Annotated in this window: 21 protein-coding genes and 1 tRNA gene; 12 read left to right on the top strand and 10 right to left on the bottom strand. The window is 66.3% G+C overall.

Annotated elements, in window-relative coordinates; all coding sequences use genetic code 11:
- Positions 1-61 precede the first annotated feature (61 nt).
- Complete coding sequence (locus tag BM282_RS00615) at positions 62-853, bottom strand: S26 family signal peptidase (RefSeq protein ID WP_089875785.1); 792 nt, start codon at positions 851-853, stop codon at positions 62-64.
- Between the two features lie 94 nt (positions 854-947).
- On the opposite strand from BM282_RS00615, the gene BM282_RS00610 reads away from it, so the two are divergent.
- Complete coding sequence (locus tag BM282_RS00610) at positions 948-2570, top strand: DNA-directed DNA polymerase II small subunit (protein ID WP_089875783.1); 1623 nt, start codon at positions 948-950, stop codon at positions 2568-2570.
- A 174-nt stretch (positions 2571-2744) separates the two neighbouring features.
- The gene (locus BM282_RS00605) at positions 2745-3884 is read left to right on the top strand and encodes an oxidoreductase (protein WP_089875781.1); all 1140 of its coding nucleotides are present in this window, start codon (positions 2745-2747) and stop codon (positions 3882-3884) included.
- Positions 3885-3976: 92 nt separating this feature from the next.
- Here BM282_RS00605 and BM282_RS00600 read toward each other — a convergent pair whose 3' ends face one another.
- Positions 3977-4408, bottom strand: coding sequence for a hypothetical protein (locus BM282_RS00600; RefSeq protein WP_089875779.1), 432 nt, complete (start codon positions 4406-4408; stop codon positions 3977-3979).
- 184 nt (positions 4409-4592) lie between these two features.
- Between BM282_RS00600 and BM282_RS00595 the strand changes: the two genes are divergently transcribed.
- A complete protein-coding gene (locus tag BM282_RS00595; RefSeq protein ID WP_089875777.1) occupies positions 4593-5771 on the top strand; it encodes an aspartate kinase in 1179 nt (392 codons plus the stop codon).
- Between the two features lie 231 nt (positions 5772-6002).
- Complete coding sequence (locus BM282_RS00590; RefSeq protein ID WP_089875775.1) at positions 6003-7364, top strand: tryptophanase; 1362 nt, start codon at positions 6003-6005, stop codon at positions 7362-7364.
- A gap of 42 nt (positions 7365-7406) precedes the next feature.
- Here the strand turns inward: BM282_RS00590 and BM282_RS00585 are convergent, their stop codons facing one another.
- Positions 7407-7844 (bottom strand): hypothetical protein, encoded by a 438-nt coding sequence (locus BM282_RS00585; protein WP_089875773.1) that lies wholly within the window; start codon positions 7842-7844, stop codon positions 7407-7409.
- A 140-nt stretch (positions 7845-7984) separates the two neighbouring features.
- Between BM282_RS00585 and BM282_RS00580 the strand changes: the two genes are divergently transcribed.
- Positions 7985-8695 carry a hypothetical protein gene (locus BM282_RS00580; RefSeq protein ID WP_089875771.1) on the top strand — a complete coding sequence of 237 codons (711 nt, stop codon included), beginning with the start codon at positions 7985-7987 and terminating at the stop codon, positions 8693-8695.
- 46 nt (positions 8696-8741) lie between these two features.
- Here BM282_RS00580 and BM282_RS00575 read toward each other — a convergent pair whose 3' ends face one another.
- Entirely contained in the window at positions 8742-9401 is a 660-nt protein-coding gene (locus BM282_RS00575) for a metallophosphoesterase family protein (RefSeq protein ID WP_089875769.1), read from the bottom strand.
- Positions 9402-9451: 50 nt separating this feature from the next.
- Positions 9452-10030 (bottom strand): IMP cyclohydrolase, encoded by a 579-nt coding sequence (locus tag BM282_RS00570; protein WP_089875767.1) that lies wholly within the window; start codon positions 10028-10030, stop codon positions 9452-9454.
- Positions 10031-10161: 131 nt separating this feature from the next.
- On the opposite strand from BM282_RS00570, the gene BM282_RS00565 reads away from it, so the two are divergent.
- Positions 10162-10734, top strand: coding sequence for a type 1 glutamine amidotransferase domain-containing protein (locus BM282_RS00565; RefSeq protein WP_089875765.1), 573 nt, complete (start codon positions 10162-10164; stop codon positions 10732-10734).
- 135 nt (positions 10735-10869) lie between these two features.
- A complete protein-coding gene (locus BM282_RS00560; protein WP_089875763.1) occupies positions 10870-11505 on the top strand; it encodes an SDR family oxidoreductase in 636 nt (211 codons plus the stop codon).
- Between the two features lie 62 nt (positions 11506-11567).
- Here the strand turns inward: BM282_RS00560 and BM282_RS00555 are convergent, their stop codons facing one another.
- Positions 11568-11954, bottom strand: a complete 387-nt coding sequence (locus BM282_RS00555; RefSeq protein WP_089875761.1) for a hypothetical protein — start codon at positions 11952-11954, stop codon at positions 11568-11570.
- 177 nt (positions 11955-12131) lie between these two features.
- Between BM282_RS00555 and BM282_RS00550 the strand changes: the two genes are divergently transcribed.
- The 3 genes from BM282_RS00550 to BM282_RS00540 all read left to right on the top strand — a co-directional run bounded on the left by BM282_RS00550 (position 12132) and on the right by BM282_RS00540 (position 13079).
- Entirely contained in the window at positions 12132-12383 is a 252-nt protein-coding gene (locus BM282_RS00550; protein WP_089875759.1) for an AbrB/MazE/SpoVT family DNA-binding domain-containing protein, read from the top strand.
- Entirely contained in the window at positions 12384-12815 is a 432-nt protein-coding gene (locus BM282_RS00545; RefSeq protein WP_089875757.1) for a type II toxin-antitoxin system VapC family toxin, read from the top strand.
- A gap of 191 nt (positions 12816-13006) precedes the next feature.
- Positions 13007-13079 (top strand) — tRNA-Gln (locus tag BM282_RS00540).
- A gap of 115 nt (positions 13080-13194) precedes the next feature.
- On the opposite strand, the gene BM282_RS18325 is transcribed toward BM282_RS00540, so the two are convergent.
- On the bottom strand, positions 13195-13368 hold the full coding sequence (locus BM282_RS18325) for a hypothetical protein (RefSeq protein ID WP_175501323.1): 174 nt from the start codon (positions 13366-13368) through the stop codon (positions 13195-13197).
- A 76-nt stretch (positions 13369-13444) separates the two neighbouring features.
- Between BM282_RS18325 and BM282_RS00530 the strand changes: the two genes are divergently transcribed.
- Positions 13445-13738, top strand: coding sequence for an amphi-Trp domain-containing protein (locus BM282_RS00530; RefSeq protein WP_089875753.1), 294 nt, complete (start codon positions 13445-13447; stop codon positions 13736-13738).
- 45 nt (positions 13739-13783) lie between these two features.
- Here BM282_RS00530 and BM282_RS00525 read toward each other — a convergent pair whose 3' ends face one another.
- Genes BM282_RS00525 through BM282_RS00515 form a run of 3 tightly spaced genes read right to left on the bottom strand, consistent with a single transcriptional unit; the run spans position 13784 to position 17213 of the window.
- On the bottom strand, positions 13784-14647 hold the full coding sequence (locus tag BM282_RS00525) for a DUF7344 domain-containing protein (RefSeq protein ID WP_089875751.1): 864 nt from the start codon (positions 14645-14647) through the stop codon (positions 13784-13786).
- Between the two features lie 56 nt (positions 14648-14703).
- On the bottom strand, positions 14704-16755 hold the full coding sequence (locus BM282_RS00520) for a bacterio-opsin activator domain-containing protein (protein WP_089875749.1): 2052 nt from the start codon (positions 16753-16755) through the stop codon (positions 14704-14706).
- Positions 16752-17213: a response regulator gene (locus tag BM282_RS00515; protein ID WP_089875747.1), complete on the bottom strand. Its 462-nt coding sequence runs from the start codon at positions 17211-17213 to the stop codon at positions 16752-16754. Before BM282_RS00515 ends, BM282_RS00520 begins: the two co-directional genes overlap by 4 nt.
- Before the next feature lie 172 nt (positions 17214-17385).
- Here BM282_RS00515 and BM282_RS00510 point away from each other — a divergent pair, with 172 nt between their 5' ends.
- A complete protein-coding gene (locus BM282_RS00510; RefSeq protein ID WP_089875745.1) occupies positions 17386-20286 on the top strand; it encodes a PAS domain-containing protein in 2901 nt (966 codons plus the stop codon).
- Positions 20287-20357: the final 71 nt, after the last annotated feature.

Here is a 20357-nt window from a genome sequence, read left to right as displayed (position 1 = left end):
CACCGATTCTCCGATGGTTTCCGAAACTGAACCGGACGTGACTGTGAGATACGACCGACGGTTACGCGACGCCGACTGTTCGAGTCGTGGACCCGAAACCGAGGGGGTCTGCGGACGCAGGCCTGTTCTCGTCGGCGAGGGACTCCGCCGCCACCGGTGACGGGTAGAGCATCCCCGCGAGTTCGAGTCGAACGTACCCGAGGTAGGGGACGCGGAGTCGAGCGACGCCCTCTATCCACTCGGGTCTGACCGGTTCGGCGATGTTGCTCGCTTGGTCGTAGCGGGCGTTCGCGTCGCCTTTCGTGATGAACCCGGCGTGCGGGGCGGGGCAGTAGCGCAACTCCTCGCAGTTCTCCGCATTGATGTAGTCGGGGTTCGCCTTGTCGTACCAGTTCTCTCCCTTCTCGACGTGAAAGTGCGCGCGGTGGATGATGGGCGACCCGATGCGGGAGGGCGGGTCGAAGACGACGACGGACCCCGCCCCGCCGAACGACGTGTAGCCCTCCTCGGTGCCGATGTCGACGGTGACGATGCCGGTATCCTCGAATGCGTACCCGGGCGTGAACCGGTCGGGCGCGGTGATGAACACGAGGTCACCGCGGTACATCTCCGGTTCCATACTTCCGCTCTCGACGGCGACCATCGGGGGCCAGACGCCGCTGATGGCGAAGAGGAGGAGACCGAGTGCGACGACGGCGGAGACGCTGACGAGTACCTCGCGGACGAACAGGAGGACGCCGTCTTGCGCGTGTAGCAGTCGGTGGAGGGGGGTCTTCGACGATTCGCGATTCGACGCGTCGGGTTCCGGACGGGGTGCGTCGTCGACGCCTGTCTCGCCCTGGTCGTCGTTCATCTACCCCTCGATTCGCCGTCACCGAGTTTCAACTTTCTGGGAAGAGCGTCTCGGTTTTCAGTACGCTTTTCTTCGGCCTCGTCCTTCGACGGGTGTGCCTCTGGAGACGCCCGCCCGAATCGTCCGCGAACTCGCGCGCCACGGCTACAACGCCGAACGAGAGGCCGTGACGCTCATCGCCGGTGCGGCGGACCCCGGTACGACGCTCGCGCGTGCGGTCGAACACGCCGGACCTGACGCGTTCCGCGTCACCGCCGCCGACGTGCGGGCCGTCCTCGACGCGGACGCCAACGCCACCGACGCCGCCGTCTCCGACCCGACGCCGACGGACGCCGAATCGGCCACGCAGGCCTCGAACGCCTCTGCGTCGCAAGCGTCGAACGCCTCCGCGTCGCGAACGTCGAACCCCTCGACTTCGACTGCAACTTCGGCTGACACGACCACCGCCACCGAGACGACCGGTCCACCCGAAACGGGGGGGTCCTGGAACGGTCGAAATCCCGACCGCTCGCTCCGTTCGCTCGAGATAGAGAACGATATGACCGGACAGAGCACCGGTACCGGCGAGTACGGCGACTTCGTGAAGGTGTTCAAAGACCGATACGAGAAGCTCTCTCGGCAACTCCGCGGGCGGGTGAACCACCGTCCCGCCGAGGCGATTCAGTCGATGTCGGGCGGCAGCGACGCCGCGATGGTCGGCCTCGTGAACGACATCCGGTCGACCGCCAGCGGTCACTGGTTGGTCGAGTTGGAGGACACGACGGGCACGTTTCCCTGTCTCGTGATGAAAGACCGCGAGTTCGCCTCCGCCGTCGACGAACTCCTGATGGACGAGTGCATCGCCGTTGAGGGGACGCTCTCGGGTGACGCCGGAATCATGTTCGTCGACTCGATGTACTCGCCGGACGTGCCCCGGACGTACAAACCGAACACCGCCGACAGAGACGTGCAGGCCGCACTCATCTCCGACGTCCACGTCGGGAGTCAGGAGTTCATGGCCGAGGCGTGGCATCGCTTCACCGACTGGCTTCACACGCAGGAGGCCGAACGCGTGGAGTATCTCCTCGTCGCGGGCGACATGGTGGAGGGCGTCGGCGTCTACCCGAATCAGGACGAGGAGTTGGATATCGTCGACATCTACGACCAGTACGAGCAGTTCGCAGAGCACCTGAAGGAGGTGCCCGGCGACATCGAGATTGTGATGATACCGGGCAACCACGACGCGGTCCGACTCGCGGAACCGCAACCCGGGTTCGACGACCGACTCCGCGACATCATGGACGTCCACGACGCCCGCATCGTGAGCAACCCCTCGATGGTGACGCTCGAAGGCGTGAAGGTGCTCATGTACCACGGCGTCTCCTTGGACGAAGTCATCGCGGAACTCCCCGCGGAGTCGGCGAGTTACGACGAACCGCACAAGGCGATGTACCAACTCCTGAAGAAGCGCCACGTCGCGCCGCAGTACGGCGGCCACACTCGCCTCGCACCCGAAGAGAAAGACTACCTCGTGATGGAGGAGGTGCCGGACATCTTTCACACCGGCCACGTCCACAAACTCGGCTGGGGCAAGTACCACAACGTCCTCGCGGTCAACTCCGGCTGTTGGCAGTCGCAGACCGACTTCCAGAAGTCCGTCAACATCGACCCCGACTCGGGCTACGCGCCCATCGTGGACCTCGACACCCTCGACATGACCGTTCGGAAGTTCGCCTGAGCGGACTGTTCGAACCGCCAGCACTGCCGCGCCGGTCCACCAACGACCGAGTGAACCGTTCCTCGCGCTCCGACTGTTCATCGCGCTCCGTATGCCCCGCGTCAGCACACGGAATGTGCGCGGGTCCGGCATTTCCGCGTCTCGTTCTTGTGTTCCCCGACCCAACGCCGGGTGATGACTGACGCCGACCCGCTCTTCGAGTCGACTGCGCTGAACGGACTGGAACTCGGTAATCGCGTCGGACTCGCCCCCATGACGCGGGTGAGTGCGACGGACGACGGCCGCGCGACCGACGAGATGGCGCGGTACTACACGAAGTTCGCCGACGGCGGCTTCTCGTTCCTTCTCACCGAGGGCACCTACACCGACGACGCCTACAGTCAGGGCTACCTGAACCAACCCGGCTTGGTCACCGACGAACAGGTCGAAGCGTGGACGACGGTGACCGAAGCGGTCCACGACGCCGGAGCGCCCATCTTCGCGCAGTTGATGCACGCCGGGGCGCAGGCGCAGGGTAACCCCCACGTCGAGGGCGACGAGACGCTCGCACCGTCGGCGGTCCAACCGCCGGGCGAGAAGGCCGAAGCGTACGGTGGGACCGGCGAGTTCGCCGTCCCGACGGAAGCGACGCGCGAGGACCTCGACGCGGCCCGCGAGGGCTTCGTCGACGCGGCGAGGAACGCGCAGGAGGCCGGATTCGACGGCGTCGAGATTCACGGCGCGAACGGCTACCTGCTCAACGAGTTCCTCGCGAGCGACACGAACCAACGCGACGACGAGTTCGGCGGCGACCCCGAGGCGCGCGTCCGCTACCCCGCGAGCGTCGTCGAAGCCGTCGCCGAGGAACTGCCCGAGGAGTTCGTCGTCGGCGTCCGCGTCTCGCAGACGAAAGTCGTCGACGACAGCTACGAGTGGGCGGAAGGCGAGGAGGCCGCAGAAGCGTTCTTCGAGGCGTTCTCCGCCGCCGGCGCGGACTACGTCCACGTCACCGAACCGGACATCACCGCTCCGGCGTTCGGCGACGAGGGGCCGACGCTGGCCGAGTACGCCGTCGAGTACGGAGACGCACCGGTCGTCGCGAACGGCGGCCTCGGCGACCCGGACACCGCACGCTCCGTCCTGCGGACGGGCGCGGACCTCCTGACGCTCGGGACGAGTGCGCTGGCGAACCCCGACTGGCCGCACCGCGTCGCCGCCGGCGACGAACTCGACGGGTTCGACCCGGCGGAGTTTCTCGTCCCCTCCGCGGAACTGTCGACTCACGAAATTCCGACCGAAGCGTCTCCCGCGACCGAAACGGCCGCTGACGACTGAAGCATTCGCCGACGACTGAAGCGTCTCCCGCGACTGAAACGGCACGCTATCCGTGACCGCCGCGGTTCGACCGCGACCGCTCCGGCGACCGCTCAGGGGTCGAGTCGGAACTTCACCGTCTCTTCGCCCAGGAACCGTGGTCCGGGTCCGGTGCGTTCGAACCCCGCCCGTTCTGCCGCTTCGTGGAGGTCCGTCGCCGACGCCGTCGCGAGGTACTCCACGTCGAGTCGTTCGTTCGAGGCGAAGCGAACCGGTTCACCCAGCAGTCGCTCGACTGCTTCGACCGACCCGCCGAGTTGGGTCACGTGGACCGTCGTGTCGCGCACGTCGAACGCGACGAATCCGAGCAGTTCCGTCTCGTCGGCGTCGGTGTCGACGTTGGGGTCGGTCGTCGACCGCCGACGCTCGACGACGCGAACCGTTCGGTCGTGGACGACGTTGCGCATCACGTCCGTCGGCACGTCGGCGATGGCGGCCAACGACTCCGCGTCCGTCTCCAGGGCGTCGCGTACGTCCGCGTCCATACTACTCGTTACCACGCGTCACGGATAAAGACAACTCACGCAGCGTAGACTGACGGGCGGACGGACTGTCGGCGTCGGCAACGGTTGAACAGGGAGACACAGTTATACCCGGCCCTACGCTATCCCCGCGCATGATGCAGCACCAGTCTCAGTCTCGTCTGGCGGACCGAACGGAGGACCGACCGTGCGCGTAGTCGCGAAGTTCGGCGGCACCTCGCTCGGGAGCGGTGACCGAATCAACCGCGCGGCCGACTCCATCGCCGCCGCGGTCGAACAGGGCCACGAGATAGCCGTCGTCGCCTCCGCGATGGGCAACACGACGGACGACCTCCTCGACGAGATTCGGTTCGAGGCGGACGACCGCGACCGCGCCGAAATCGTCTCGATGGGCGAACGGACCAGCGTCCGGATGCTGAAGGCCGCACTCACCGCCCGCGGCGTGAACGCGTTGTTCGTCGAACCGGGTGCGGACGAGTGGCCCGTCATCACGAACGACCTCGGCGAAGTCGACGTCGAGGAGACCCAGCGTCGCGCCGCCGAACTCGCAGAGGGGTTAGACGGCGTCGTCCCGGTCATCACCGGGTTCCTCGCGCAGAACCACGCGGGCGAGATAACGACGCTCGGCCGCGGTGGGTCCGACACGACGGCCGTGATGCTCGGACGCTACATGGACGCCGACGAAGTCGTCATCGTCACCGACGTCGAGGGCGTCATGACGGGCGACCCGCACGTCGTCGAAGGCGCGCGAAACGTCGGACGCATCACCGTCGACGAACTCCGCAACCTCTCGTTCCGCGGGGCCGAAGTCGTCGCTCCCTCCGCGCTCTCCTACAAAGACGACACGCTGGCCGTCCGCGTCGTCCACTATCAGCACGGCAACCTCCTCACGGGCGGGACGCTCATCGAAGGCGAGTTCCACAACCTCATCGACATGCAGGAGAACCCGCTCTCCTGCGTCACCGTCGCCGGTCGCTCCATCCGGAACCGACCGGGCATCCTCGCGGACCTCTCGCAGGCCCTCCGCGAGAAAGAGGTGAACGTCGACGCCGTCGCCTCCGGGATGGATTCGGTGACGTTCTACGTCGACGAAGAGAGAGCAGAAGAGGCCGAGAACCTCCTGCACGCGAAAGTCGTCGACGAGCAGTCGCTCTCCTCCGTCACCGTCGAGGACGACATCGCCGTCATCCGCGTCACGGGTGGCGAACTCCCGAACCGACCGGGCGTCATCCTGAACATCGTCCAACCCATCGCCGACGCGGGTATCAACATCCACGACGTCATCACCTCCGCGACGTCCGTCGCCATCTTCGTCGCGTGGGACGACCGCGAAGAGACGCTCCGTATCGTCCAAAACGAGTTCTGAGGCTCGACCGGTCGCGCCCCTCTCGTTCGCTCGCTCTCGTACGCGGACCGGTCTCCACGGTGCCGTGACCGCCGCATCGCCCGACAGCAGACGCCGACGGACGAGTCCGTCCATCACCGCGCAGATATCGACCATCGACACCCCGTCTCGGTTCACTAGCGTCGCTGACTGCCCGTCGTCGCCCGATTTCCGTCGGGAAGGACCTTCACGTCCGGCGGCGTGTTTCTCCGCATGCGCTCGTACAAATCGAAGATGGTCGAACCCATCACGCTCCCCTCGCGGGCCGAACGCGAGGACGCTCTCGATGCGGCCGGATACAACGTCTTCAACCTCGACGCCGACGACGTGTTCGTCGACCTCTTGACCGACTCCGGAACGGGGACGATGAGCGCGGAGCAGTGGGCCGCTCTCATGCGCGGCGACGAGGCGTACGCCGGCAGCAGTAGCTTCTCGGAACTTCGCGACGCCGTCCGCGACGTGATGGGCTTCGAGTACGTCGTCCCGACCCACCAGGGCCGCGGCGCGGAGAACGTCGTGTACGGCGTCCTCGTCGAGGAGGGCGACGTCGTCCCGAACAACGCGCACTTCGATACGACCCGCGCCCACGTCGCCAATCAGGGTGCCGACCCGGTGGACTGTCCGCACCCCCTCGCTCGCGACCCGGACGCGGACCACCCGTTCAAGGGGAACTTCGACCTCGACGCGGGCCGGGAACTGGTCGAAGACGTCGGTGCGGACGCGATTCCGGTCGTCGTCCAGACCATCACGAACAACTCCGTCGCCGGGCAACCCGTGAGCGTCGAGAACACGCGCGAGGTGGCCGCCTTCGCCGACGAGATAGACGCGACCTTCGTCGTCGACGCCTGCCGGTTCGCGGAAAACGCCTACTTCGTCCAGCAGCGAGAGGCGGAGTTCGAAGACGCTGCCGTCGCCGACATCGCCCGCGAGCAACTGTCGTACGCCGACGCCGTCACGATGTCCGGCAAGAAAGACGCCCTCGTCAACATCGGCGGCTTCGCGGCGATGAACGACCCCGAACTGTTCGAGCACGCGAAACAGCGCGGTATCCTCTACGAGGGCTTTCCCACCTACGGCGGCCTCGCGGGCCGCGACGTCGCCGCGATGGCGGTCGGTCTCAGAGAGGCGGTCGAACCGCCGTACGTCGAAGAACGCGTCGAACAGGTGGCCGAACTCGGCCGTCTCCTCGCGGAGGCGGGGGTGCCCGTCTACGAACCGACCGGCGGGCACGCCGTCTACCTCGACGCCGAGTCCGTCCTCCCGCACGTCCCGAAAGACCGCTTCCCCGGACAGGAACTCGTCTGCGCACTCTACCTCGAAGGGGGCGTTCGCGGCGTCGAACTCGGTGGGTTCGCCTTCCCCGGCACCGACAGACCCGACCTCGTCCGCCTCGCACTCCCCCGCCGGACGTACTCGCGCGAACACCTCGAACACGTCGCGGAGACGGCGGCGAAGGTGAAGCAGTCCGCCGCGTTCTACGAGGGACTGGAGATTGTGGAGGAACCACCCATGAAAGAACTCAGGCACTTCTCGGCGCGGTTGGAGCCCGTCACCGAGACCGGGACGGCGGACTGAACGCCGGAGCGTTCGCGGCGGCCGCGAGGCCGTCCACGACGGTCACTCCGACCGACAGCGGGTCTCGAACTGCGGATTGCCGTCTTGAATCGCCGCGTCGACGGCGAGGTCCGCGCACTCGGTCGGGTCCCACGTCTGTCCGCGTTGACCGCCATCGGTGTTGATAGAGAAGTCGTACTGTTCGTCCGTCAGTTTGAACGAGGCGACCATCTCGACGGACTCGCCGGCGGGAACCGTCCCCGAGAACTGGTCGCTCACGCTCGACCCCTGGTCGACGACGATTTCGTACGAACGCGGCACCGAGTCGCGGTTCTCGAGCGTGATGGTGACGGTGGCCTCTTCGGAGGGAATCGGCGTCGACTCCCCGGGCCCCGAAGAACACCCCGCGAGGCCGGCGACGACGCCAGCGCTCGCGACCGTGAGTAGTCGTCGCCGCGTCGTGCTGTGCTCGGCGTCCGTCGACAGCGTTCGCTTCGACATGGCGTGTCTCTCGGTGTGGCTCGGAAAAAAGCGTTTTCGCGGACTGTCCGTACCTTCGTACGAGGCCAACGCCGGAAAGTCGTACTGTCCTCGACATCGTGAAAAACGGCTATCGACGCTTACGACGAACTGACACGACGATGGCCGAATCAGCCGTACAACCGACAGGCGACGCGAGCGAGTCTCTGGTACCGGAATCCCCGAGACTCGAACCGTTCTCGGGGACGTTCGTCCCGGGTATCTGCTTCGACAGCGGATACTGTCTGTGGGCGTTCGACTTCCGTTCGGTCCCGGACGACCTCGCTCCGTTCAGCGACGTGTGGGTGTTCGCTCCCGACGGCGAACGAACGCTCTACATCGACTCGGCGGTGGCGAGAGACGTCATCTCGGGGAACCACCGTTTCGACCGGACGGTCGTCGCCGACGTCTCTATCGACCGACCGAGAGACGGAGAGGTAATCGTCACGGTGGTGAGCGACGACGCGTCGATAGCGTTCGAGGTTCGGTTCGAGAAGACGGTGGGGACACGGGTGTTGAACGTCCTGTCTGCGGTGACGCCGGACGCAGTCGCCCGGACTCGGTTCGGGAGCGCGCTGAGTACGGCGCTCCTCAACCGGTTGGTAGACGCGAACGGAACCAAAGTCGCCGGACGGTTCGGGACCGGCGAGCCGTATCGATTCACGGCTGACAGGACGTGGGCGGTCACCGACGCGACGGCGACGATAGACGGCGTCGACGCGGGGGCGGTCGTCCGGCCGGACCGGCCGTTCGCTGACGGTGACGTGAAGAACATGTCCGTGTGTATCGAAGGGACGGCCCACGTCCCGGTTCGGCGAGATTCGCGGACGTAGCCGACGCGCGTCGGTCGCCGAGGAGAGCCTCGGCAATCAGCGAGTGTCACTGCCCGTCGTACAACCGCGTCCCGATTCGCTCCGGGAGACCCGCTTCTTCGACGGCGTCCACGACGGCGTCGACGTCGTAGTCGACGCGGCGTTCCTCCACGGTCATCTCGTCTAGGTCCAGAATCGCGTACGCCGCGCGGTGGTCGCCGTCGCGCGGTTGGCCGACGCTCCCGGGGTTCATCACGATTCCCCCGTCGAACGTTCGGTGTCCCTGTACGTGGGTGTGGCCGAGGACGAGGACGTCCTCGTCTTCGAGCAACTCGGGCGCGAACTCGTCCGGGTAGGTGTACCGGTCGGGGTCCGCCGGGTGGCCGTGGACGAGTTTCACTCGCCCGCCGAACTCGGTTCGCTCGGTGGGGAGTTCGGAGAGCCACTCCATCGCCTCCTCGTCCAGTCGCTCTCGCGCGTACTCGACGCCCGCGGCGGCCATGCTGTTGAACCGAAACGAACTCCCGGCGGCGACGGCCCTGTCGTGGTTGCCCATCACCGTCGGAACCTCCCTGCGACGGAGTTCGGCGACGCACTCCGCGGGCCACGGGTTGTAGCCGACGACGTCGCCCGCACAGACCATCCCGTCCACGTCGGGCATATCGGCGAGGACGGCGTCGAGTGCGACGCGGTTCGCGTGCACGTCCGAGATGACGGCGACTCGCATGGCTCCGCGTACACGCGCGAGATGCAAAAACGATGTGCGGCGGACGACGCTTACTCGCCGTTGTAGAACCCCACGTCCGCGTCGCCGTCGTCGTAGGTGACGCCCGCGGCGCAGACGGCGTGTTCGTACTCCATCTCGTAGGCGCGTTCGGCTATCTCGGCGGGCGACCCGCTCCCGTCGAAGGTGACGGCGCCCGGGTCGGCCTGTTCGTAGGTGGCGACGAGCATCGGGTCGTCTTCGACGGGACGCACGAGGAGGGCGTCCTTCCGGACGATGCCGATATACGACTGCTCGCCTACCACGCCGGCGATTCGCGGTGTGTCGTAGTCGTCCTTCTCGTAGTCCATCGCGAGCAGCGACTCCGCGAGGGCGTCGCGGGCGGGGTAGCCGAGGTCCAACTTCTCGGCGATGGGGTCGACGTGCGACCCGTTGCCGACGACGACGCCGTCGCCGCCCTCGCGGACGCAGTTGTAGGAGATGTAGGGGTTGTCCGTCTCTGGCGCGTCCGGCGTCGGCGAGACGGTGAGCGTGCCGTCACGCTCGACGACGCGGCGGTTGGGGAACGACCGTGAGGAGACGCGGTACGCGCCGAAATCGGGACCGATGACGATGAATCGTCCGACGTACATACACGAGGGTGTATAGACAGAGGGTAAATAGGTGGCGGATTGTACACGTTCGTTTGCCGCGCACCGCTCGACGCGCGGCCTTCAGAGTTAGGCACCGCTCGTATGGGGCTGGCTCGTGTCGATTCGAACCCATGTCCGAAACACTCGAAGGAACGACGGTCGCAGCGCTGGTGGCACCGAGAGGCACCGAATCGGTCGAGTTCACCGAACCGCGAGACGCCCTCGAAGCGGCGGGCGCGACCGTCGAGGTGGTCGGCCCCGAGACGGGCGAGGTGCAGACGGTCGAGAACGACCTCGAACCGGCGGAGACGGTCGAGGTGGAGCGAGCCGTCGCGGACACGCTCGCGGCCGACTACGACGCCGTTCTCGTCCCCGGCGGGACGGTCGGTGCGGACGAACTCCGCGCCGACGGCGACGCGGTGGCGTTCGTCCGCGAGGCGTTCGAGACGGGGACGCCAATCGGCGTCATCTGTCACGGACCGTGGACGCTCGTCGAAGCCGACGTGGTGGAGGACCTGACGCTCACCTCCTACCCGAGCCTTCAGACGGACGTCCGAAACGCGGGCGGCGAGTGGGTCGACGAGGAAGTCGTCGTCGACGCTGGCGTCGTGACGAGTCGGAACCCGGGCGACTTAGAAGCGTTCTGCGAGGGCATCGTCGAGACGTTCGCCGAGGGCGAGGTCGACCGGAGCGCGCTGGCCTGAGTCGGTCGCGGTCGACCGGTCGACCGGTGACGGACCGCCGACGGCCGCCGCCGGCGGGGCGACGTCCGGTGAGGCCGATGACGACCAGTGACGGCCGATGACGTCTTCCGACTCCCGGTCCGAGGTTCACTCACGATGCAGGTACTCGTCGCGGGTTCTCACGGACAGGTCGGACAGCACGTCACGAAACTGCTGGCTGAGAGCGCTCACGACGTTCGTGGGATGGTCCGCGAAGCGTCGCAGGTCGCCGATATCGAAGCGCTCGGCGCGGAGGCCGTCGTCGCCGACCTGACCGAGGACGTGACGCACGCCGTCGACGGCTGTGACGCCGTCGTCTTCGCCGCCGGGTCCGGCGGTGACGACGTGTGGGGCGTCGACAGAGACGGCGCGGTGAACCTCGTCGAAGCCGCCGAAGCGCACGGCGTGGAGCGGTTCGTGATGTTGAGTTCTCTCGGCGCCGACTCGCCGGCAGACGGCCCGGAAGCGCTCAGAGAGTACCTTCGGGCGAAGGCCGAGGCGGACGACAGACTCCGCGAGAGCGAGTTGACGTACACCATCGTCAGACCCGGTCGACTGACGAACGAGGAGGGAACGGGTCGTATCCGAACGGGCGCCGACATCGACCCGGACGGTGACGTGCCTCGCGAGGACGTCGCTCGGACGCTCGTCACCGCGCTCACCGCGGAGCGTACGTACGGAGTGACGTTCGAGATGCTCGGCGGCGACGACGCTATCGAGGACGCGCTCGCGAACCCCCTCGGCGAGGACTGAACCCCCGGACAGCGGCGATTGGCCGCGCGAACGGTCCGCGCTCCCCCTCGCTCGTCGCTCGCTCACTCCGGTTTCTGCACCGTCGTCTCCGGGAACGGTTCGACGCGGAACACGTATCCCGGATAGGCGTGGTCGAGGTTCGTCGGGCCTTCTTCGGCGGTGTGGTCGACGCACAGGGCCGCCCTCGCCTCGACGGCACCCTGCCCAGTCTCCTCTTGATAGCGTTCGACGACGACGAACGCCGCGGGCTCCGTACAGCCGCGACGGTGGCACGCCTCTCCCGACGGTTCCGCTTCGGTCTCCGCGGTCTCCTCGTCGTCCACCGGTTCGGGTTCGAATTCGGGTTCGGATTCGTCGGAGCGAGCCACCTCGTCCGCCATCTCCCGTTCCCACCGCCGTCGCTCTGCGTTTCGAGCCTGTTTCTCTCGGCCGCGCTTCGTGTCTGCCACACCGTCATAAGGACGACAGCGGAGATAACGTCGTGGTCGGTTCGGGTGTCGAGTTCGTCGTTGTCGACCGGATGCCAGCGCGACCCCACGAAGCCGGTTTGGCACCGTCGGTCTACGCTGGTTTACTGGTCTACATGTGGCGCAACATGTCTCATCCGTCACCGCCTACAGACGACCATGGCCACCGAAGAGACGAAGGTGAGCGAGAGCGGCATGGTGACGATTCCGGCCGCCGTTCGTCGCCGTCTCGACATCGAGCCCGGAGACACGATTCGGTGGAAAGTCGCTGAAGACGGCGAACTGAGCGTCGACGTGGTCCACGAGCAGTACGGAGCCTTCACCGACTTCGAGCCCGTGTCGATGGGCGGTGACGGTCTCGGAACGCACGACCTGGCGGGCCACGAAAGCGAAGCGACGGAGCAGCAGTAAGTGGTCTCCGCTGTCGTCGATACGAGTGTTCTCATCGCAGGGTTCGACGCCGACGACGAGCGACACAGCACGGGCTTCGATATCGTCCGCGGAATCGACTCGGGGGACCTGCCGACCGGTCGAGTGACGACCTACGTCCTGCTGGAAACGCTGAACTGGATTCACGGACGCAATCGGCACGACAAGGCGACAGAGACGTACCAGCGTCTCAACGCCTCTTCGGGCTTCGAGGTTCACCACGCACCGCAGAAGGACTTCAGACGGGCCATGGAACTGTTCGAGCGATACGACGGCATCGCCTTCGGCGACGCGACGATTGCCGCCTACATGGAACGAGAAGGCGTCGAGTATCTGTATTCGTTCGACGACGACTTCGACGCACTCGACTGGGTCAATCGGTTGGAGATTGCCGACAGGCCACACCAGTCGTAGGCTAGCTCAGAGACCAGAGACGAACACCGTTCGTGACAGACGGATTTCGGAACCCGTGTGGTCCAACGGTGGCTGCACTTCGCTCGCTTCCACCCACGAATCGTCACGTGACCCGTTTCGCAACATTCATAGTTCGGCACTGGATACGTGTAGGTACGTCGTTGGACGGAGCCGACGACAGCAGACGTACCAGTTCCATGGGGTAGTGGCCAATCCTGTTGCCTTCTGGGGGCAACGACCCAGGTTCGAATCCTGGTGGAACTACTTCTCTCGATTTCGACGCTTCGAGAGGTGTCTATTCTCTGTCAACTCACGGTGGACGGGACGTCTCCTGACTAAGTCACGACATCTCGTGTACCCGTGGGAAGGGAGTCTGCCGTTACTCTCCCCGCGCGAAGAAGTACTCGTCACGCTGCACCCGCGACGTAATCTCGGCGAACGACCCACCGCCGCACCCATCGTCTCCGCCGCACCCGTCGCACCACGGTGGTTCCGCGACGTCGGCGAAGACGGTGTCACAGCGGTCACACGCGAAGAAACGCAGTCCCAACACGACTAGCGAGTAGCGACGACAACATAAATCGGCCCCGGCTTTTTTGATTTAGGCCCCCCTAAAATAGTGCACAGCCATGTCCGACGACCAGCAGACGACAGACGAGAAGACGGTGATTCGGTCCGGTCGCGACTTCGAACAGGAGTTCCGCCTCGACGCGGCGGAGGCGGGCGACTTCCTCGTCGCACTCGGCGAACAACTCCGCGACGGCGACGACCTGACGCTCTCGACGGACGAGTGGGAACTCCCGTTCGCGTTCGGCGAACCGGTCGAACTCGAAGTCGACTTCGAGGGCGTCGGCGAACCCGAGTTGGAGATAGAGGTGGAGATTCCGGGGCGAACCGACGAGAAGGCACCGAACGTCGAGTAGGCGTTCTCGCGGCGCGGACCCCGCGACGACGGCACGCGCTCCCACTCAGGCGAGGATTCGTTCGCTGACGTGCTGACAGTACAGACAGCGAAGCTCTCGGTGACGCTGCCCCCGAGCGTCGTGCCGGTCCTCGCGCGCCGTCTCCACTTCGTGTTCTCGCATCCCGCCGCACTGGGTGCAGTTCCGAACGACGACGTCGGGGCGAGGGGACTCCGACTCCGTCCACAGGGCGGGGTGGCCCTCGTACACCGCCGTCTCTCCGTTCGGGTCGTAGGAGACGACGCCGACGTCGGCCATCTTCGGCAGGTGGACGTGTCGAAGCGCCACCGCGATTCGCTCGGACTCGTCGGCGGGTCGGTCAGACCGGCCGGCGTGACGGCCGGACTTCGAGTCGACCGCAGAGACGGCGTCCGCGAGTTCGGCGACGGTGTACGGCGTCTCGGCTTCCAGTTCCGCTTGGAAGGCGACGACGAGTTTCATCCGAATCGGGTTCGAGAGCACCTCGAACAGTCCGTCCAGTCGTGCTTCGGGATAGTGGTCGTCGTGACCGAGGCGCTCGGCGCACTCCTCGCCGACGTCGGAGCGCTGGAACGTCGCGACGACGCCGCCGCCCCGACGCCGGACGAGCGCGGCGGCTTCGAGTTTCGGAAGGTGGACGTGGTGGAGTCTCACCAGTTCCCGCCGTTGCTGTTCCTCGGTGACGGACTCGTCGTCGGCGTCGTATCGCCACGCGGCGACCTGTCGTGCGAGCGCGTCCAGTTCGACCGGGTCGCGGCGTCCCCGCAGATACGTCAAAACGTGGCGGCGGCACCCCTCAGAGAGTGCGTCGACGAGTCGGCCGTCGGACTCGACGTCGAGTTCGTAGGCCTTCTCGTCCGCAGGCGAAGAAAACGCGATATTGTCGACCATACTAGACGGTGATGGTCTATCTGCAAAACGGGCTAGTCTAAAATTTTAGGTGCTGCTCAGTGGTCCGACTCGAACATCTCCGCGAACAGTTTGCGTTCGGCGATTCGGACGTGTTGGTGGAACGTCGGCGCGGAGACGCCCAGCGATTCGGCCACGTCCTCGCCCGAGGACTCCCGCGGCCAGTCGAAAAAGCCCGCGTAGTACGCCGCCTCCAGCGCCGCACGCTGTTTCTCGGTCAGGTCCTCGAACACCGTCGATTCGAGGCTGGACACCGACTGCGTCGTTCGCGTCGTGTGTCGCTTCGCCCGGACGACGGCGTTCGAGTAGTCGTCTCTGACCGCCTCGACCATCCGGTTGACGTCGACGCTCGGGGGAGCGTGGACGACGAGGTGGTAGTCGGACCCCCGAATCGTCGCGGACTCGACGCGCCCGCCGTCGGCCGCAATCGTCGAGATGAGCGGGGGTTCGGTGAGTCGAACCTCGAACCGGGTCGACGCCGCGTCGTCGTCGAAGACGTTCAGCGACTCGAACTGGGGTACCTCGTCGACGAGTGCGCGGAGTGTGTCGATGGCGTCGCCGTCGGCCGTCCCGTACATGAGGTAGACGCTGTCGGATACGGGGACGGCCCGGTCGAACGATATCTCGCTATCCGTCGCCGTCCGGGCGTCGACGACGTCGAAGGCGTTCTCGACGATGAAGCGAATCTCCACCACGTCCTCGCTCATCAGCGCCTGCTTGCGTTCGATGGCGTTGATGGCGTGGCCGACGACCTGTCCGAGTCGGCCGACGACCGCGCGTTCGTCGTCGCCGAAGGCGTCGGGACGCTCCGAGTAGACCGTCAGCACGCCGTACAGCGTCTCGTCGTAGCCGACGGGAATCGCCGCGACGGAGCGGAGGCCGCGTTCGCTCGCGCGGTTCCGCCACCGTTCGTCCGACGGCGCGTCGGTCAGGTTCTGCACGACGTGTACCTCGCCGTCTCGGAGCGCTCTCGCCGTCGGTCCCGCCGGTCCGTCGTCGGCGGTGCCACCGAATCCCTCGAAGTCGTCTTCTGCGCCGGCCTCCGCTCTCAGTCTGACCGTCTCGTCGGTGGGGTCGCGGTCGCCGAACCACGCGAACTCGTACGACTCCGACGCCGCGAGGTGTTCGCAGACGAGTCGTTCGATCGCTTCTCGCGTGCTCGACTCGAGCACCGCCGCGGAGATTCGGTGGACGAGTTCGTTCAACGCGTCGAGCGTCACCAACTGGTTTCGCTGGCGTTCGAGTTGCCGTTCGCGCGCCCGCCGGTCCGTGATGTCGCGGACGACGCCGGCACTGCCTCGACGGCCGTCTTCCAACGGGAACGACGAGACGTTCGATTCGACGGGGATGGCGTCGCCGTCGGCGGTCCGCAGTTCGCCCTCGCGAACCCCCGTCCGGGCCGCTTCGACGCTCTCCGCTCCGTCTTCGGGTTCGTCGGCCCACCCGAGGAGCGACGAGGACGTCCCGAGCAACGCGTCGCGGGAGTAGCCGGTCATCTCGGCGAACGCGTCGTTCACGAGGGTGAACCGGGAGTCGTCGTCGACGGCGTACACGCCGTCGCTCACCGTCTCGATGAGCGTGCGATACTGTTCTCGCTCGCGTTCGTGCGCCTTGCGCTCTATGGCGTGGTACAGCGACCGGACGAGCAAGTCCGGGTTCACCTCACCCTTGGCGAGGTACTCTTCGGCCCCCTGTTCGAGGGCGTCCATCCCCGTCTTCCGGTCGCTCAGTCCGGTGATGACGACGATTGGGGTCGCACTCGTGCGCTCTCGAACCGTCCGGAGCGTCTCCAACCCCTCGCTGTCGGGGAGGTTCAAATCGAGGAGGACGACGTCGATTGGGGTGTCGTCCAGTCTGTCGAGGCCGTCGGCGAGTCGGGTCTCGTGAACGAGCGTCGGTTCCCGCGTGGGAGCGTCGACCGCCGACGCCGACAGTTCGCGGTTCCGCGACACGAGACGCTGGGAGAGTTCGCCGGCGTCTTTGAGCATCTCCTGGATGTACCGCACGTCGCCGGGGTTGTCCTCGACGAGCAAGACGTGAAGCGACTCCCCGCGGTCGGGTTCGGCGGACTCGCCTTCGCCCCTACTCATCTGTCGCCCCCCTCCCGCGGCGGCAACTTGACGAGCGTCAGCCAGAAGTCCTCGAACGTCCGGACGAGGTCGACGAACTCGTCGGGGTCGATGGGTTTCGTCAGATACGCGTTCGTGTGTAACTCGTAGCTCTCGACGACGTCAGTCTCCGCCTCCGAACTCGTGAGGACGACGACGGGGATGGACTTGAGGTCCGGGTCACCTTTGAGTCGTTCGAGTACCTCGGTTCCGTCGACTTTGGGGAGGTTCAGGTCGAGGAGGACGAGGTGGGGTCGCGGTGCGTCCTCGTACGCGCCGCGTCGATAGCAGAAGTCCAGCGCTTCCGCGCCGTCCGTGACGACGTGGAGTTCGTTGCTGATGTTCCCCCGTTCGAACGCCTCACGGGTCAGTCGAACGTCGCCCGGGTTGTCTTCGACGAGGAGGATGTCCGCGGCGTCCCCGCGTCGTCCCCCGGTCATCCTTCGCTCCGAACGGCCGCACTCGTCGGCGCTGGCAGATGCATGACCGGCTATGACCGACGGGTGGAAAAGTATCTGTCGCCGCTCGGGACGGAGAATCACGGGAACCGTTCTCGGAGACGGACGCGACGCTCGCCGCAGAGATTTTCAGCCTCGGGCGACGCGTACACCTATGACTCGCGAACGGGACGCGGCGCGGACGCCGGACCGGGCGAACCGGTCCGCCCGACAGAGACGGGAACGCGACACGACTCGCGTCCTGTTCGTCACCGCCGACGGCGACGACACCGACGCGACGACGGCGCTCCGAGCAGACTCCCGGTTTACGGTGTCGACGACGAACGCGGCGGACGTACTCGACGAACTCGACGACGGTGCGAACGTCGACTGCGTCGTCAGCGAGTACCGACTCGACAGTGACGACAGCCACGACGACAGCGACGACGACGGCAACGACGGCGTGGCCGTCCTCTCCCGCGTCGTCGACGACTCCCGGACGATTCCGTCGGTTCTCGTCTCGGCGGACGCCGTCTCGGGACTCCCCGCGGAGGCGCTTTCGGCCGGCGTGACCGACTACGTTCACCGACCGCCGGGAGACGGCGTCGAACTCCTCGCGCGTCGCATCCTCTCGGCCGTCGCCGGGGACGTCCCCACGGCCGACGAACTCGCTGAGGAGGGGGACTCCGGACGCGAACCCTCGGTCGAGCGCTACCGGTCGCTCGCCGAGGACGTGTTCGGCGAGTCCGACGTCGGCGTCTTCGTCCTCGACGACGCCGGCGACGTGGCGTGGGCGAACCGGACGGTCGAGACGTACTTCGGACTCGACGAAACCGTTCCGGAGGGGTGGGAGATGGCGGAACTCGTGACGGACCGCCTCGAAGCGCGCGTGGTCGACGCGGACGGACTCGCGGGTGGACTCGCCGACGTGTACCGAACGGACGACCCGGCCGAGGAGTTCGAGATTCACGTCACGTCGAGCGAGAACCGTCCCGAACGGTACCTCCAGTACCGCAGTCAACCGATCGAGTCCGGCGAGTACGCCGGCGGCCGTCTGGAACTCTACTACGACGTCTCCGAACGGAAGCGACAGGAACGCGAGTTACGGGAGACGAAAGAGCGACTCGAAGTCGCGACAGAGGCCGGGTCGCTCGGGACGTGGACGTGGGAGTTCGACACGGACGTCGTGACCGCGGACCAGTCGCTCGCGGCGGCGTACGGGATGGACCCCGAGACGACGGTTTCGGGTGCGCACATCGAGGAGTTCTTCGAACCGGTACACGAGGCGGACCGCGAGGAGGTGTGGCGAAGCCTCGACGAAGCGGTCGAAGAGACGGGCGAGTTCGCGGCCGAGTACCGGGTTCGAGACGGGAGCGGCGACGTCTCGTGGGTGTCGTCTCGCGGCGAGGTCGAGTACGACGAGGACGGCGAGGCGCTTCGGATGAACGGCGCGCTCACCGACGTCACCGACCGTCGACGGCGCGAACGGGAGTTACAGGAGACGAAAGAGCGCCTGGAGGTGGCGATGACCGTCGGTTCGGTCGGGACGTGGGACTGGAACGTCACCGAGGACGAAGTGCTCGCGGACGCGGCGCTCGCCGACCTGTTCGGACTCGACCCGGCGGACGCTCGCGAGGGGATGCCGCTTGAGACGTTCCTCTCGTCGATACACCCCGACGACCGGCGGGAGACGAAGCGGGAGATAGACGCCACGCTGGCGTCGGGTGGCTCCTTCGAGCACGAGTACCGCGTCGTCTCGGCCGACGAGACGGTTCGCTGGGTGCTCGCCCGCGGGGAAGTCGAGTTCGAGGACGGCGAGGCGGTCCGCTTTACGGGCGCGCTCTCGGACATCACGAAGCGAAAGCGCGCCGAGCGAGAACTCGAAGAGAGCCAGTTCTACCTCCGCGAACTGTACGAAATCGCGTCGGACACGGGGTCGACGTTCGAGAAGAAAGTCGACCGGTTCCTCCAACTCGGATGCGACCGACTGGGCGTCGACTACGGCTTTCTCATCGAGGTGGACGAGGAGGCGGACGCGTTCAACGTCGCCGCAATGTACGGCACGCACGAGAAGTTCCACGAGGGACTCTCGGCACCGCTCAGGGACACGTACTGCAAGCACGTGGTCGGGTCGCCGAGCGGTTTTTCGATTCGCGACGCCGTCGCCGAGGGGTTCGCGGACGACCCCGCCTACGGAAGCGGTCTCTCCTGCTATCTCGGGTCGGAGGTGGTCGTCGACGGCGAGACGTTCGGGACGTTCTGCTTCGCAGATACGACGCCCAGAGACGACCCGTTCACGGACGCGGAGCAGACGTTCGCCGAACTGATGACAGAGTGGGTCGGGTACGGCCTCGAACGCCGACGCGCGCAGGCGGAGATAGAAGCGACCGTCGAGAAACTCGAACGCTCGAACGACCGCCTCGAACGGTTCGCCTACGTCGCCTCGCACGACCTCACCGAACCGTTGCGGATGGTGTCGAGTTACGTTCAGTTGCTCGAACGCCGATACGGGGACGAACTCGACGAGGACGCGCGGGAGTTCGTCGACTACGCCGTCGACGGCGCGGACCGGATGCGGGAGATGATAGACGGCCTCCTGACCTACTCGCGCGTCGACACGCAGGGGAACCCGCTCGAACCGACCGAGATGGACCTCGTGTTCGACCGGACGGTGTCGAACCTCGAACTGGCCATCGAAGAGAGCGACGCGACGGTCACCGCCGACCCGCTTCCGACCGTCAGGGGCGACGAGACGCAGTTACTGACGCTGCTCCAGAACCTCGTGAGCAACGCCGTCCGCTACAGCGGCGACGACCCGCCCGTGGTCCACGTCGCCGCGGACCGCCGAGACGACGAGTGGGTGTTCTCCGTCCGCGACGAGGGAATCGGAATGGACCCCGACCGGACGGACGGCATCTTCCAGATATTCGAGCGACTCCACACGAGCGCCGAGTACGAGGGCACCGGCATCGGCCTCGCCGTCTGTCGGAGCATCGTCGAACGCCACGGCGGTCGAATCTGGGCCGAATCCGAACCGGGAGCGGGGTCGACGTTCTTCTTCACGATTCCGGCGTAGCCGTCGAGAGATTCGAATCGTTTTAGTTCCCTCCCCGGTTACTCGGTAATCCCCAGTTCGGTCCGAACTCG

This window comes from Halogeometricum limi (assembly GCF_900115785.1).
Lineage (GTDB): Archaea > Halobacteriota > Halobacteria > Halobacteriales > Haloferacaceae > Halogeometricum > Halogeometricum limi.
This window is presented reverse-complemented; position numbering and strand designations above follow the sequence as displayed.

What these genes read in the sequence shown, in the direction of transcription:
- BM282_RS00585 (WP_089875773.1), bottom strand. Translation starts at nt 7,844, where the DNA reads ATGTCGAAGCGAACGCTGTCGACGGACGCCGAGCACAGCACGACGCGG.
- BM282_RS00560 (WP_089875763.1), top strand. Translation starts at nt 10,870, where the DNA reads ATGCAGGTACTCGTCGCGGGTTCTCACGGACAGGTCGGACAGCACGTC.
- BM282_RS00575 (WP_089875769.1), bottom strand. Translation starts at nt 9,401, where the DNA reads ATGCGAGTCGCCGTCATCTCGGACGTGCACGCGAACCGCGTCGCACTC.
- BM282_RS00510 (WP_089875745.1), top strand. Translation starts at nt 17,386, where the DNA reads ATGACTCGCGAACGGGACGCGGCGCGGACGCCGGACCGGGCGAACCGG.
- BM282_RS00615 (WP_089875785.1), bottom strand. Translation starts at nt 853, where the DNA reads ATGAACGACGACCAGGGCGAGACAGGCGTCGACGACGCACCCCGTCCG.
- BM282_RS00525 (WP_089875751.1), bottom strand. Translation starts at nt 14,647, where the DNA reads ATGGTCGACAATATCGCGTTTTCTTCGCCTGCGGACGAGAAGGCCTAC.
- BM282_RS00600 (WP_089875779.1), bottom strand. Translation starts at nt 4,408, where the DNA reads ATGGACGCGGACGTACGCGACGCCCTGGAGACGGACGCGGAGTCGTTG.
- BM282_RS00515 (WP_089875747.1), bottom strand. Translation starts at nt 17,213, where the DNA reads ATGACCGGGGGACGACGCGGGGACGCCGCGGACATCCTCCTCGTCGAA.
- BM282_RS00520 (WP_089875749.1), bottom strand. Translation starts at nt 16,755, where the DNA reads ATGAGTAGGGGCGAAGGCGAGTCCGCCGAACCCGACCGCGGGGAGTCG.
- BM282_RS00605 (WP_089875781.1), top strand. Translation starts at nt 2,745, where the DNA reads ATGACTGACGCCGACCCGCTCTTCGAGTCGACTGCGCTGAACGGACTG.
- BM282_RS00550 (WP_089875759.1), top strand. Translation starts at nt 12,132, where the DNA reads ATGGCCACCGAAGAGACGAAGGTGAGCGAGAGCGGCATGGTGACGATT.
- BM282_RS00570 (WP_089875767.1), bottom strand. Translation starts at nt 10,030, where the DNA reads ATGTACGTCGGACGATTCATCGTCATCGGTCCCGATTTCGGCGCGTAC.
- BM282_RS00565 (WP_089875765.1), top strand. Translation starts at nt 10,162, where the DNA reads ATGTCCGAAACACTCGAAGGAACGACGGTCGCAGCGCTGGTGGCACCG.
- BM282_RS00530 (WP_089875753.1), top strand. Translation starts at nt 13,445, where the DNA reads ATGTCCGACGACCAGCAGACGACAGACGAGAAGACGGTGATTCGGTCC.
- BM282_RS00590 (WP_089875775.1), top strand. Translation starts at nt 6,003, where the DNA reads ATGCGCTCGTACAAATCGAAGATGGTCGAACCCATCACGCTCCCCTCG.
- BM282_RS00580 (WP_089875771.1), top strand. Translation starts at nt 7,985, where the DNA reads ATGGCCGAATCAGCCGTACAACCGACAGGCGACGCGAGCGAGTCTCTG.